Source organism: Acinetobacter gyllenbergii CIP 110306 = MTCC 11365, assembly GCF_000413855.1.
Taxonomy (GTDB): Bacteria; Pseudomonadota; Gammaproteobacteria; order Pseudomonadales; family Moraxellaceae; genus Acinetobacter; species Acinetobacter gyllenbergii.
In genome coordinates this window covers 62,496-75,800 of record NZ_ATGG01000017.1, presented here as the reverse complement: position 1 = coordinate 75,800, position 13,305 = coordinate 62,496, and the positions used below count along the sequence as shown (strand labels likewise).

The 13,305-nt window shown below is 40.5% G+C and carries 14 protein-coding genes; 11 read left to right on the top strand and 3 right to left on the bottom strand.

Annotated features, from left to right (window positions below):
* Positions 1-243 precede the first annotated feature (243 nt).
* From F957_RS09230 to F957_RS09280, 11 genes are all read left to right on the top strand, one after another.
* Positions 244-1,221, top strand: coding sequence for a KpsF/GutQ family sugar-phosphate isomerase (locus F957_RS09230; RefSeq protein ID WP_016540548.1), 978 nt, complete (start codon positions 244-246; stop codon positions 1,219-1,221).
* A gap of 3 nt (positions 1,222-1,224) precedes the next feature.
* Positions 1,225-1,764 (top strand): KdsC family phosphatase, encoded by a 540-nt coding sequence (locus tag F957_RS09235; protein ID WP_016540549.1) that lies wholly within the window; start codon positions 1,225-1,227, stop codon positions 1,762-1,764.
* Between the two features lie 39 nt (positions 1,765-1,803).
* On the top strand, positions 1,804-2,355 hold the full coding sequence (gene lptC / locus F957_RS09240) for an LPS export ABC transporter periplasmic protein LptC (RefSeq protein ID WP_016540550.1): 552 nt from the start codon (positions 1,804-1,806) through the stop codon (positions 2,353-2,355).
* On the top strand, positions 2,339-2,887 hold the full coding sequence (gene lptA / locus F957_RS09245; RefSeq protein WP_016540551.1) for a lipopolysaccharide transport periplasmic protein LptA: 549 nt from the start codon (positions 2,339-2,341) through the stop codon (positions 2,885-2,887). The genes lptC and lptA overlap by 17 nt, the downstream gene beginning before the upstream one ends.
* Positions 2,887-3,633 carry an LPS export ABC transporter ATP-binding protein gene (gene lptB / locus F957_RS09250; protein WP_016540552.1) on the top strand — a complete coding sequence of 249 codons (747 nt, stop codon included), beginning with the start codon at positions 2,887-2,889 and terminating at the stop codon, positions 3,631-3,633. Before lptA ends, lptB begins: the two co-directional genes overlap by 1 nt.
* A gap of 344 nt (positions 3,634-3,977) precedes the next feature.
* Positions 3,978-5,468 (top strand): TolC family protein, encoded by a 1,491-nt coding sequence (locus F957_RS09255; RefSeq protein ID WP_016540553.1) that lies wholly within the window; start codon positions 3,978-3,980, stop codon positions 5,466-5,468.
* Entirely contained in the window at positions 5,468-7,591 is a 2,124-nt protein-coding gene (locus tag F957_RS09260; RefSeq protein ID WP_032860526.1) for a type I secretion system permease/ATPase, read from the top strand. The genes F957_RS09255 and F957_RS09260 overlap by 1 nt, the downstream gene beginning before the upstream one ends.
* A gap of 17 nt (positions 7,592-7,608) precedes the next feature.
* Entirely contained in the window at positions 7,609-8,799 is a 1,191-nt protein-coding gene (locus F957_RS09265; protein WP_016540555.1) for an HlyD family type I secretion periplasmic adaptor subunit, read from the top strand.
* A gap of 91 nt (positions 8,800-8,890) precedes the next feature.
* Entirely contained in the window at positions 8,891-9,478 is a 588-nt protein-coding gene (locus F957_RS09270; protein WP_016540556.1) for an IMPACT family protein, read from the top strand.
* A 77-nt stretch (positions 9,479-9,555) separates the two neighbouring features.
* Entirely contained in the window at positions 9,556-10,170 is a 615-nt protein-coding gene (locus tag F957_RS09275; protein WP_016540557.1) for an acyltransferase, read from the top strand.
* Positions 10,171-10,275: 105 nt separating this feature from the next.
* Positions 10,276-11,118 carry a universal stress protein gene (locus tag F957_RS09280; RefSeq protein WP_016540558.1) on the top strand — a complete coding sequence of 281 codons (843 nt, stop codon included), beginning with the start codon at positions 10,276-10,278 and terminating at the stop codon, positions 11,116-11,118.
* Positions 11,119-11,237: 119 nt separating this feature from the next.
* On the opposite strand, the gene F957_RS09285 is transcribed toward F957_RS09280, so the two are convergent.
* The 3 genes from F957_RS09285 to fdxA form a co-directional block, all read right to left on the bottom strand.
* Positions 11,238-11,906 carry an O-methyltransferase gene (locus tag F957_RS09285; protein ID WP_016540559.1) on the bottom strand — a complete coding sequence of 223 codons (669 nt, stop codon included), beginning with the start codon at positions 11,904-11,906 and terminating at the stop codon, positions 11,238-11,240.
* A 139-nt stretch (positions 11,907-12,045) separates the two neighbouring features.
* Positions 12,046-12,759 carry a D-Ala-D-Ala carboxypeptidase family metallohydrolase gene (locus tag F957_RS09290; RefSeq protein ID WP_016540560.1) on the bottom strand — a complete coding sequence of 238 codons (714 nt, stop codon included), beginning with the start codon at positions 12,757-12,759 and terminating at the stop codon, positions 12,046-12,048.
* A 123-nt stretch (positions 12,760-12,882) separates the two neighbouring features.
* Positions 12,883-13,212, bottom strand: coding sequence for a ferredoxin FdxA (fdxA, locus tag F957_RS09295; RefSeq protein ID WP_004652744.1), 330 nt, complete (start codon positions 13,210-13,212; stop codon positions 12,883-12,885).
* Between the last annotated feature and the right edge of the window lie 93 nt (positions 13,213-13,305).

Sequence of the window (13,305 nt, the reverse complement as noted above, 5' to 3'; positions counted from 1 at the left end):
GTAAAGAGGGGGCGCATGATGAAAGATGGCTCTACATAGGCTGAACTAAATAGGGATTTAAAATATGGATGTTTAGCCAAATATAATGTGTCTTATTTTTATACTTCATCTCTTCATTTTTCATGAAAACTTATACATTTAGAAACGTGTAATATTTGCAGATATGCTAGAATCTCCACCATTCTTTTGATTAAAATCGTCTACCGTACAGGTGGATAGAGTATTATTTTGAGTCAAACTCATATGTCACAAACCATAGATTTCCAAAAAAGCGCATTAGAAACGTTGCGTGTCGAACAACAAGCGATTGAGGTTCTTGCTGCCCAGATTAATGAGCGTTTTGACCTTGCATGTGAGATCCTGTTGCAATGTCAAGGACGTGTTGTTGTGACAGGAATGGGTAAATCAGGGCATATTGGTCGTAAAATGGCGGCTACCTTTGCATCGACAGGAACCCCATCCTTTTTTATGCATCCTGGTGAAGCTGGGCATGGTGATTTGGGTATGTTGGTGCGTGGAGATGTACTGATCGCGATTTCAAACTCTGGTAAAAGTGATGAAATCATGATGCTAATGCCATTGATCAAGCATTTAGGTGTGCCTTTAATTACCATTAGCCGTGATGACAAGGGGCCAATGCCGCAAAATGCGGACGTTGCCTTGACCTTGGGACAAGCAGATGAAGCTTGTCCTTTAGGCCTAGCACCAACCTCAAGCACCACTGCGACTTTGGTGTTAGGTGATGCCTTAGCAGTGGCACTATTAGAAGCACGTGGTTTTACTGCAGATGATTTTGCCCGTTCACACCCCGCAGGCGCTTTAGGTAAACGGTTACTTTTGCATGTCAAACATTTGATGCATATCGGGGTTGAGTTACCCAAAGTTCGACCAGATACGCCGATGAACAAAGTGTTATATGAAATTTCTGACAAGCGTCTGGGTTTAACCACAGTTGTGGATGAAAATGATACCTTATTGGGTATTTTTACCGATGGTGATTTACGTCGTATGATTGACCAGCAACAAGGTTTTGATGTGAATTTACCAGTGTCTGCAGTCATGACTAAAAACCCATTGACGATTTCTCAGGAAGCTCGTGCGGTGAAAGCTTTAGAAAAAATGCATGAGAAAAAAGTCAATCAATTTGTGGTTGTTGATGAAGCCAATAAAGTCATTGGTGTGATTAGTATGCATGACCTCATTCAGGCAGGAGTAAATTAAGCCATGGCATCTTATGCTTTACAAGAACAAGCTCGTCATTTACAAGCCCTTGTGCTTGATGTAGATGGGATCTTAAGCGATGGCTTTGTCACTTTAACCAATTCAGGCGATGAAATTAAATCATTTGATATTCGTGATGGCTTGGGCATGAAATTGGTTCAGCAAGCAGGAATGAAAGTGATTATTATCACTGGGCGGAAAAGTAACATTGTTGAAAAACGAATGTCTGATCTTGGTGTAGATTTGGTGTTCCAAGGACGTGAGGATAAAGGAACTGCATTACGTGAAGCGTGTGCACAATTGAATCTTTTACCTGAAGATTGTATTTATATGGGTGATGACTGGCCTGATTTATCTGCCTTTGCGATTGCAGGTATGAAAGTCACTGTGCCAAATGGCCATGAAGAGGTACGCCGTCGTGCGAATCTAGTAACCCAAGCAATGGGTGGCCGTGGGGCAGTGCGTGAAGTTTGCGATATGTTGTTGATGGCAAAAGGTGTTTACCAAGAACTGCTTGAAAAATATCTTGCTGTACCACATTAATATAGTGTTGATTCGCTCAAAGGTTAGGTAACCCTGTTTATGGATACCAAAGTTTTATATGTTGTTGCTGTTGTGGTCGCTACGGTGAGTGGTGGCTATTACTATTACAGTGGCAAAGCAAAAAAGTTGGATGTTGATTCAGCCAAGAATATGACCTATTCAGCGCAAGGTGTTCATTTAACCCAAACCGATGAACAAGGGAATTTGTATATTCGTGCTCAAGTCAAACAGCTAGAACAGAATATGCAACAAAAAACCTCTCAGTTTGATCAATTGAATGCGGTGATGTACAAACAGGGCAAACCTGATGCAACATTTTATGCCAAGCAAGCACAAGGTTATGATGATAATAGTAAAGTTGTTCTGCTGGGTGATGTTGTTGCAACGAAATTGTCTGATCAGGGTAATAAAATGGAGTTTCATACCGATGAACTCACGGGTTATCCAAAAACAAGAGAGCTTGAAACACAACATGAAGTCACGGTGCAATCACCATCAGCTCAGTTTGTGAGTCAAGGCCTCAAGGCTAATTTAAATAATGGTCAATATGAATTTTATAAAATTCGAGGAAAGTATGCGCCTAGCTCTTAATTCTAAATCTCGTTCTACTTTCCTGAAACAAGCCACTTGTGCTGCTGTGCTTGTATTATCTTCTGCCGCAAGTTTTGCTTTGCCCTCAGATCGTAATCAACAGCTTTCTTTAGTCGCTGATCGCGCAACCTATAATGATAAAACAGGTGTAACCACCTACACGGGCAATGTGGTGATTGAGCAAGGTACGATGAAGCTGCAAGCAGATTCAATTGTTGCAAATTTAAATAGCAAAAAAGAGATTCAAATCATCACTGCAAAAGGCCAGCTTGCAAAATTTCAGCAGCAAATGGATGCAAATAAGGGTTTAGCTCGTGGTGAAGCACAAACCATCGTCTATAACGCAGATACGGGTATTATTACTTTAACGGGTAAGGCCTATCTGTATCAGGATGGCTCAAGTATTCGGGGTAATAGCCTAAAATATAGTATGAATAAAGGGGATGTAGAAGCACAAGGTTCTTCAACCAATCGCGTGCAAATCATTATTCCACCTTCAAGTTCAAAAAGTTTCCCAGGGGCGCGTGATTAATGGAACAATCAGTGCAACAACCACAAACGCTTTGTATTAAGCATTTGGCTAAAAACTATAGTAAACGTTGGGTTGTGAAAGATGTTTCTTTTACAATGCAGAGTGGACAGATTGTGGGTCTACTTGGGCCAAATGGTGCAGGTAAAACCACAAGCTTCTATATGGTCGTTGGTCTTGTTCGCATGGACAAAGGTGAGATTTACTTAGACAATCTTGATTTGTCCGATCTGGCAATGCATGAACGTGCGCGTAAAGGCATTGGCTATTTACCGCAAGAAGCTTCAATCTTTAGAAAGCTGACCATTGCCGAAAACATTATGGCAATTTTAGAAACGCGTAAAGATTTAAATAAACAGCAGCGTCAACAACGCCTCAATGAATTATTAAGTGATTTTAAAATTAATCACATTAAGGACTCTTTGGGAATGAGTGTATCGGGTGGTGAGCGTCGCCGTGCTGAAATTGCACGTGCTTTGGCTGCTGATCCGAAGTTTATGTTGCTGGATGAACCTTTTGCGGGCGTGGATCCAATTTCTGTTGGTGACATTAAAGATATTATTCAGACACTCAAAGATCGTGGCATTGGCGTGTTGATTACCGATCATAACGTTCGTGAGACCTTAGCCATTTGTGAGAAAGCTTATATTGTGAGTGAAGGTTCTGTGATTGCAGAAGGCACACCGCAAGAAATTCTGGATAATGAACAAGTTCGTAAGGTATACCTCGGCGATGATTTTGTTGTTTAATCTGCAAAATCTGTTTTAAGAAAAGAACCAAGAGGTTCTTTTTTTATGCAGAAAAAAAATGATGAGCGGTGAAAGATTAGACAGATAATAAAATGTTTGAGCAGGGGTTTAGTTAATTTATTGATACCTATTTATTTTATTTATTCTATTACCAAGGCATAATCTATTAAAATGTGAACTGTTTTACAAAAATATACACATATCTATGTGGGAATTTATGTGGGGAACATAGTGTTTTTTATAAAAAAATGCTTAAAATGAAAATGCTGAAATGATAACAATACGAAAAAAATATGAACTTGCACAACGATATAAAAGTGAATAATGGAACATGGAAAAAAAGTATGGATTTTAAGTGGTTACTCTATGTAGCAACACTGTCTGTGCCAATGACACATGCAACACCACCGAGTGAACAGTATCACACTTTAAAAAACAATATTTCTAAGCTTTTTGTCCCAAAAAGTAGTGATGAGTTCAAAGTGGCACAAATGCAGAAATTAAGTAATTTTTCTGTAGATACTTCATTGGGGCGTGATTTGCCTGTGGTGGGGTCTGGTCGCCCTCAAGTCGATACGATTCCAACTGCTTTTTGGCAAAATCAACGCAAAGTGCTTACGGATGCAGTACAGATTGCAGTACAGCGTAATCCTGAAATTTCTCAAACTATTGCAGCATTAGCTTCACAAAATGCCAATATTGATGTCGCCAAGTCTGGTTATTATCCACAGATTGGTGGTGGGGTCAGCACAGGTGATTTAGGCAAAAAAAGTACTCGAGGGCAGCAGTTGCTGACGTTAAGTGCAACGCAAATGCTGTATGACTTCGGCAAAGTAAAGTCGGGTGTTGATGTCGAAAAAGCTAAAGTTTTGGTTGGTCAAGCCAATGTTTTGGTCAAGATTGATGATATTTCTTTAGACGCCGCCCAGACGATTATCAATATTCAGCGGTATCAAAAACTGATCCAGATTGCGAATCAGCAAATTGCAGGGATTAAACGTATCCAAGAGATGGCGAATTTGCGTGCCAATGCGGGGATTAGTAGTCAGGCGGATCCGATACAAGCACAGTCTTATTTGCAATCAGCACAATCGGCGATGATCGCGCAACAATCTTTGCTGAGTCAATATCAGCAGCATTTGTATACATTATTGGGCTTTGATACACGAAATGTACAATGGGCCATTTCAGAAGATTATGTAAAACAATCAGATTTATATGCGGCACCACAGTTCAATACCATTCCACAAATGATTGCAGCACAAGCTGGGATTGAAGTTGCACGTAATCAAAAATTACAGACACAGGTGAGTAATTATCCGACACTAGCTGTAAAAGGTGAACTGAGTCAAGCTTTACATGGCAGAAACCCAAGCAATGATAAAGAGGGCGGGTTTGATAGTGCCATCATGTTTGAAGCTAGCAGTCAGTTCTATCAGGGTGGAGCAACCGCCTCAAAAACCCGAGCGGCGAGTTTTGCTGAAGAGGCAGCAAAAGCACAGGTCAATGCCGTGTATTTAAAAGTGTTGGATCAAATTAGAACCAGCCGTGAACAAATTGAAAATAAGCAACGCCAAATGCAGGTTTTGGCAGGGCAACAAGCGACAACAATACGAACTAGAGAACTTTACCAAGAACAATATAAGTTAGGGACCCGAACTTTGGTTGACCTGCTCAATGCAGAACAGGCAATTCATAGTGCGAATTCAGAAGCAGAAACGGCACGTTATGACATTTACAGCAGTATTGCACAATATATTGCTGCGACTGGACGTTCTCGCCAAGCCTATGACCTCAATAATATAAAAATCCAAGGATTTGAGGTACAACCATGATGACTACAAAAATAAATTATCAGCCTTGGTTACAGGCCATACTGACGATTGCAAAACATTATCGCATTGAACCTTCTGAGGAGCGAATTCGCTTACAGCTCGATTGGAACCAAAATCAAAATCTAGATGAAGTATTGGTTTTGATTAGTCGACAGGTTGGTTTGAATGTCAGACGGGTTGCTTTTAGTGATGACGTGATTAACCCTTGGCGTTTACCAGTACTGGTAGAATTAGCCGACGGGCAAGTTGGTGTTATTGATAAAGCCGACGGTTCAGGCCACGTCAGTGTTCAACTGAGTGGTGATCAAGGTTTATCACAAAAGTTTGCAGTGGGTGCATTGAAGCACATTATTAAAAATGTATATGTGCTTCGTCCAGAACAGTCAGTGCCTGATGCACGTATTGATGAATACATTAAACCGTATGAACCAAGCTGGTTCTGGTCAATTGTCTTACAGGATTGGAAACGTTATATCGATATCATGTTGGCATCGATGATTGCCAATATTTTGGCTTTGGCCACGATTATCTTTTCGATGCAGGTCTACGATCGTGTAGTTCCATCTCAGTCTATTCCAACGCTTTGGGTACTTGCTGGTGGAGTGCTGATTGCGGCTATTTTTGAGTTTGTATTAAGACTATCGCGGGTCTATATCTCCGATATTATAGGTAAACGTGCAGATTTAAGGATCTCTGATCGTGTCTTTGGCCATGCATTAAGAATTAAAAATAGTGAGCGTTCTAAGTCAACGGGAACCTTTATTTCTCAAATCCGTGAGTTGGAAGGTGTTCGTGATCTGGTGACGTCAACCACAATGGGAGCAATTGCTGATCTCCCTTTCTTTTTCTTATTCCTGATTATTTTTGCAATTATTGGCGGCAATCTCTTTTGGGTGATGCTGCTGGTTGTTCCCTTGATGATTTTGCCTGCAATTTTGGCCCAGAATAAATTGGCACAACTTGCACAGGAAGGGATGCGTGAATCTTCAATTCGTAATGCCATTTTGGTAGAAGCAGTACAAGGCATTGAAGATATTAAGTTATTGCGCGCAGAGTCACGTTTCCAGAATCAATGGAATCATATGAATGAAGTGTCTGCTGATATTAGTATGCAGCAGCGCAAGATCGTAGGTGTATTGACTGCGTGGACACAAAAGATTCAGGGTTTAACATATGCCGCGGTGATATTAGTGGGCTGTTTTGCGGTGATGAAAGGTGACATGACCACAGGTGCTCTGGTCGCCTGTTCGATTTTATCTTCACGTATGCTTGCGCCGATTTCACAGATCACTGGGATTTTGGGACGTTTGCAACAGGCAAAAGTCGCGAAGAAAAGCTTAGATGAGTTAATGCAGAAACCTGTAGATCAACCAGATCAAGCACATTTAGTACACAAAGAAGTGTTGCATGGCGATTATGAGTTGAAAAAAGTGGTGTTCCAATACACGGAAGAGGATCCACGCCCAAGTTTGGTGATCCCACAACTTAAGATTCGTGCGGGTGAACGTATTGCAATCTTAGGACGCAATGGTGCGGGTAAATCTACTTTATTACAGATTTTATCTGCAATGCAGTTCCCTAATTCGGGTTCGGTGTATTTGGATGATTTGGATATTAGTCTGATTGACCCTGCCGATGTACGTCGTGATATGGGCTTACTTAATCAGAATGCTCATTTATTTTATGGCACAATTCGTGAAAATCTGACACTTGGCGCACCTTTAGCGCGTGATGAAGATATTCTTAAAGCGTTAAAAGTAACAGGTGCCTTGAGTTTTGTGCATGAAAAGAAAGAAGGACTCGATCATTTGGTTTTGGAAGGTGGTGTTGGTTTTTCTGGAGGGCAACGACAAGCCTTATTGTTGGCGCGCTTATTGATTCGTCAACCGAATATTCTATTGCTAGATGAGCCTACAGCGGCAATTGATGATGTTGCAGAGAAGCAACTGATTGATCACTTGAAGAGTTGGCTCGGTTATCGAACTTTAGTGGTTGCAACACATCGACGTGCTGTTTTGGAGTTGGTGGACCGAATTATTGTTATGAATGAAGGTAAGATCGTCATGGATGGACCAGTAGATCAAGTTTTACAACAATCATCAATAAAACAAAAAATAGTTTAATACTTCGAGGAAATTTTATGAGTGAACAACAACAGAACAGCAGTCGTCCCATGAACGTAACTTATAATGAACCAAGGTTACCTCGTTCGACGCTTGTTGTTTGGATGATCGGGATTGGTTTACTTTCACTCTTAATCTGGGCATGGTTATTTAATCTGGAAGAAGTTTCAACGGGTACGGGGAAAGTGATTCCCTCTTCAAAAGAGCAAATTATCCAGTCACTTGAAGGGGGAATTCTCACAAAACTTGATGTCAATGAAGGGGATGTAGTTGAAAAGGGGCAAATCCTTGCTCAACTTGATCCTACACGTTTTGCATCGAATGTTGGGGAGTCAAAGTCTTTATTGATTTCTGCGCAGGCAACAGCTGCACGTTTACGTGCTGAAGTGACGGGTTCGCCTTTAAGTTTTCCTGAAGATGTGCAAAAGAGTCCTAAATTGGTACAAGAAGAAACGGCCTTGTATTTATCACGACGTGCCAATTTAGAACAGTCAATTGAAGGTTATGAACAAGCTGCAAAACTGGTACGACAAGAACTGGCAATGACTGAGCCATTGGTTGCCAAAGGGGCGGCCAGTGAGGTTGAAGTCTTGCGTTTAAAGCGTGAGGCCAATGATTTAAACAATAAAATCAATGACACGCGTAATCAGTATTACGTCAAAGCACGAGAAGAATTGTCTAAGGCCAATACTGATATTCAAACTCAGCAGCAAATTGTGAATGGTCGAAATGACAGTCTGGAACGTGCAGTGTTTAAAGCCCCTGTACGTGGCGTTGTGAAAGAAATTGATGTTACGACTTTAGGTGGTGTGATTCCTCAAAATGGTAAGCTCATGACCATTGTACCTTTAGAGGATAAGTTACTGATCGAAGCGCGTATTTCACCACGTGACATTGCTTTTATTCGTCCTGGTCAGGAGGCCTTGGTTAAAATCACGGCCTATGATTATTCAATCTATGGCGGTTTAGATGGTAAGGTGACTGTAATTTCACCAGATACCATTCGTGATGAGGTCAAGCAAGATCAGTTCTATTATCGTGTTTATATTCGGACGGATTCAGACCGCTTATATAACAAGGCGGGTAAAGCCTTTAGCATCACACCGGGTATGGTGGCAACCGTGGATATTCGTACGGGGCAAAAAACCATTATGGATTACTTGTTGAAACCGTTTAATAAAGCCAAAGAAGCATTGCGTGAACGCTAACTTGTGCTGATTGAAAACCTCGCTTGATGCGAGGTTTTTTATTTGGGTGCTAAAAAGCTATAATTGCGTTTTAAATTTGTATTTATGTTTTATGCCATTCACCATTGCCAATACGGTTACTTTTGAAGAAGAAATTAAAAAAAGTCGTTTTCAGGCGATTGCAGCTGTTGTTGAAAATGAACAGCAAGTTAAAAACTTTTTAGAAACGCATAAAGATCTGTCGACGACGCATCAATGTTGGGCGTGGAAAATTGGACATCAGGTTCGATTTAATGATGATGGTGAACCCTCTGGCACAGCAGGGCGCCCTATACTTGCGACGATTGAAGGCAATGAGTTGACCAATGTCATTGTATTGGTAAATCGTTGGTATGGTGGGATTAAGTTAGGCACAGGTGGATTGGTTCGTGCTTATGGTGGCTGTGCAGGTCAATGTTTGCTCTTGGCTGAAAAAATTGAATTGATTGAAAAGAAGGAAATTCGCTTTGCTTGTTTATTTAATGAATGGGCGATTATTCAATATGAGCTGATGCAGCAGCTGATCGAATATCAAGAACAATATACCGAAACAGGGGTGGTCATTGAGGCACGTGTTCAAGTGCATCAAATTGAACCTTTAAGACTTAAACTTCAGGATGTGAGTAGAGGACGTGAGAAATTACATGTATGTGATGATTGAAATGTATTTGTCCTCTCTTGCGAGGCGATGCCTCTCAGGACGTGAGCAAGTGGTGTTGCTCGAGGAACAACAAGACGATGAATGATCCTTTATTGAAATACCGAGAGCAGCATAAACAGCGTCTGAATTATATGCCTTGGCTGTATTGGACACTGAAACCCAAACACCGTGAATGGGCTGAGGCATGGCAGGCAGAGTATCAAGCCTATTTGATGGAGATGGAAACCGTTGAAATTGGTCAGAATTGTTTTATTTCACCATTAGCCCATATTTTTGCTGAACGTGGTCGAAAGATTAGTATTGGCGATAATACTTTTATTGCGGCTGATTGTACTTTGCATGGTCCTTTAGAAATTGGCAATGAAGTGGCCATTAACCACCATTGTATTTTAGATGGTGGTCGTACCGGAATTAAGTTGCATGATCAAGTTCGAATTGCGGCCTATAGTCATCTCTATGCATTTGATCATGGGATGGATTTGGATCGCCCTATTTATCAACAGCCCGTGACTTCCAAAGGTATTGAGATTGGTCGAGATGTGTGGCTAGGAGCGCATGTCGGGATTAAAGATGGAATTAAAATTGGCGATCATGCGGTGGTGGGAATGAACAGTATGGTGACTAAAGATATTGAGGATTATGCGGTAGTTGCAGGCAACCCTGCCAAACTTATTCGTTATCGAAGCGAATAAAAAGCGTATGAGATTCGATACATAAATTTAACCCACCATGCTTTTATCTATGTTAAGTTAAAAATAAGTAGAAGACCTAAGGTATATACCTAGAGAGAGGCGAAAATGAACCGTGTAATTGCATGTATTGATTCTTCACCCTGCATAGATGCTGTTGCAGAAGCGGCAGTATGGGTTGCGAAACAAACGCAAAGAGAGTTGGTATTGTTGCAAATCTTGGACTATTACCCAGCTAGTTATCATTTAGGTGAAATCAGTGGCGTGATTGGCTTTGAAAGTAATGCCATGCTACTTAAAGAACTCGCGGAGTTGGAACAAAAGCAAAGCGAGCTAGCACTCGATTATAGTAATAATTTGCTGAATCACATTTCTGAGTTGATCGAAAAGCAATATGGTTTAACCAGTACTAAAATTCAGGAAAAAGGCGATTTTCTTGAACAAAGTTTTAATATCCTCAATGAAAATGATGTCGTGATCATGGGGCGGGTTGGTGAGCGCGCCGCCGAGAAGAATAAAGCCATTGGCAGTAATGTCGAAAACTTTATCCGTGGGGCGAATTGTACCGTCATCACAGTCGGCGAACATTTTCAGCCACCGAAACGTTTCATCTTTGCTTATGAATATTCACCAACTTGCCAGAAGATGCTGCAACGCATTGCACAAAGTGATCTGTTGAAAAAACTACAATGTCATTTGCTTTATGTGGGTGATCATCCAGAAATGTTGGCGGAACCTGAAAAGTATTTAACGGATGCGGGTTTAGAGGTGGTTTCTGTATATCGTTATGGTGATGTCGCACAAAATATTCTTGAATATCAAAGAGAACATGATATTCAACTAATTGTACTCGGTGCATTCAGCCACAGTAAAATTCATCAATTTTTCTTAGGCAGTATCACAACAACCATTTTTCGTAATGCCAATGTTCCTCTATTAGTTGCTAAGTGATTCATTTTGTTCCATATAGTTATCCGCAATTCCTGTGGATAACTGTATGGAAAAGCATAGCAGATAAATATAATTTATTGATATTACACAACTAAATTAAATAGGTTGTTTTTTAACCTTTATTTTACAATGGCAATGGCAAAACCATCATGGCCTTTTGAGCCAACGGTTTGCAAAGCTGTGCAAGAAAGCAACTGAGGATGATCTTTCAATGCAGTGAAAGCTTCACGAATTCCTTCAATACTAGGTTTCTTGTTATTCTCGTCTAAAATTGCGCCTGCACGGATCACATTATCCAAAACGATAATGGTGCCTGAATGCGACAGTTTGAGACTGAGTTCAAAATATTCACGGTAACTTTGTTTATCTGCATCAATAAAAATCAGATCAAAGGGTTCACTGCCATCTGCAATGAGCTGGTTCATAATATCTGCACCACGACCTTTTTTGAGCTCAATATGGGTGGGCATATTGGCATAATCAATATTTTCTTGGGCAATGAGCACGTGAGTATCACGTCCTTCAACCGTCAGCAGATAACCATCATCAGGTAGGGCTTTAGCAAGCCAAATAGTACTGTATGCTCCAAACGTACCGAGTTCCAATACACGTTTGCATTGGTTCATTTGAATCAACATTTGCAAAAACATGCCTTGATTAGGCGCAACAGCCAAATGATTAGAAAAACCCTGAGTATCAGTATTGTCTAATGCATGTTGAAGTCTTGGATCTGTGGGAATTAAATGTGAATTGATATAGTCATCAATCTCGGTCCACATCTGTTGCATAATCAAGTTTACCTACCAATTTGTTAGCTCTGCATTTTAAACGTTTATGCTGAGAGTGCAATTTTATTGCTGATTGAATCTATAGGATTAAAGCAAAAAAGAGATCATTTTGATCTCTTGTTAAGAATGTGATCTATTTTTAGAAATTACACATTGAGCTGTTGCGGGTAAGATCAGGGCCCCAAGTACGATAGCCTTGGGTATCAATATGAATCTGACCAGAACTATATAAGCCAATTCCCAAGTCTAGGCTTTGGCCATGCTGTGCCCAGAACTGACATAATTTAAACTTGGTTTGCTCAATATAGGCATAATCTTGAGGTTGAGGATATTCAGGCCCAATACGGAAATCGATGGCTGAGTTGAATAAATGTTTGGAAGAACCCGCACCACCCGCACATTGGTTGAGTGGCAAATCACGATAGACAGAAGTCACTTCAAAATCGGTCAGGATTTTGGCTGCGATTAAATACTTAAAGACCCGTAAGGTCGAAAGGGAATTGTTCCATAATTCACGGTTAGGCACCATATATTCGGTACGACCACATTTTTGCCAGTCGCGAGCAGTACGAAGTAACTCAAAGCTTGGAATAATATGCGCCACATTATTACGTGTCAGAAATTGTTCATATTCCCGAACACGGGCATAATTTTCACCTTGATTCAACCATTGGCGATAAGATGCAGGTTCAACTTTGTTTGGGATCGGGCGGGTAATCGTGACTTGTTCTTGGGGAATGTAAATTCTTTTACCTTGCTGCTGATTTACTTTTGTCGTTGAGCTGGTACAGCCCGCCATCATCACAGGGATGATAAATAATGATAATAGACCCTGTAATTTATTTCGCATCATAAAAAGGCAGTTCAAAATCTGTAGGCGTACTATTTTAATGCAAAATAGCGCATGAATAATGACGTAATTGCAAAGAAATGTGTGGTTCAGGTATAAAAAAGACCAGTAAACTGGTCTTTTGAATTATTTTTCTAAATATTGTAGCTTGTCTGGCTTACCATTCCATTCTTCACGGTCTGCTGGTTGTTCACCAATTTGTGTGATGTTATTACCTGCCCATTTTTCTGATAATTCAGCATTGAGTTCGATAAAGACTTCTTGACCTTCTGGTAATTCATCTTCAGAGAAAATTGCATTTGCTGGGCATTCTGGTTCACAAAGTGCACAGTCGATACATTCATCTGGATTGATAACGAGGAAGTTCGGACCTTCGTAGAAACAGTCTACAGGGCAAACTTCAACACAATCTTGATATTTACATTTAATACAATTTTCAGTGACAACAAAGGTCATGGCGACAGCTACCTAAAAATACGGTTTTTTGTTTGGAATGAGGTATTGTAGGCAAAAAAGGGGTAAACAAACAATTGCTTTTATTGATATTGT

Bases quoted from the DNA above. Each gene is read 5' to 3' on its own strand.
- lptC (WP_016540550.1), top strand. From the start codon at position 1,804: ATGGATACCAAAGTTTTATATGTTGTTGCTGTTGTGGTCGCTACGGTG.
- F957_RS09285 (WP_016540559.1), bottom strand. From the start codon at position 11,906: ATGCAACAGATGTGGACCGAGATTGATGACTATATCAATTCACATTTA.
- F957_RS09265 (WP_016540555.1), top strand. From the start codon at position 7,609: ATGAGTGAACAACAACAGAACAGCAGTCGTCCCATGAACGTAACTTAT.
- F957_RS09230 (WP_016540548.1), top strand. From the start codon at position 244: ATGTCACAAACCATAGATTTCCAAAAAAGCGCATTAGAAACGTTGCGT.
- F957_RS09235 (WP_016540549.1), top strand. From the start codon at position 1,225: ATGGCATCTTATGCTTTACAAGAACAAGCTCGTCATTTACAAGCCCTT.
- F957_RS09255 (WP_016540553.1), top strand. From the start codon at position 3,978: ATGGATTTTAAGTGGTTACTCTATGTAGCAACACTGTCTGTGCCAATG.
- lptA (WP_016540551.1), top strand. From the start codon at position 2,339: ATGCGCCTAGCTCTTAATTCTAAATCTCGTTCTACTTTCCTGAAACAA.
- F957_RS09260 (WP_032860526.1), top strand. From the start codon at position 5,468: ATGACTACAAAAATAAATTATCAGCCTTGGTTACAGGCCATACTGACG.
- F957_RS09290 (WP_016540560.1), bottom strand. From the start codon at position 12,759: ATGATGCGAAATAAATTACAGGGTCTATTATCATTATTTATCATCCCT.
- F957_RS09275 (WP_016540557.1), top strand. From the start codon at position 9,556: ATGAATGATCCTTTATTGAAATACCGAGAGCAGCATAAACAGCGTCTG.
- fdxA (WP_004652744.1), bottom strand. From the start codon at position 13,212: ATGACCTTTGTTGTCACTGAAAATTGTATTAAATGTAAATATCAAGAT.
- F957_RS09270 (WP_016540556.1), top strand. From the start codon at position 8,891: ATGCCATTCACCATTGCCAATACGGTTACTTTTGAAGAAGAAATTAAA.
- F957_RS09280 (WP_016540558.1), top strand. From the start codon at position 10,276: ATGAACCGTGTAATTGCATGTATTGATTCTTCACCCTGCATAGATGCT.
- lptB (WP_016540552.1), top strand. From the start codon at position 2,887: ATGGAACAATCAGTGCAACAACCACAAACGCTTTGTATTAAGCATTTG.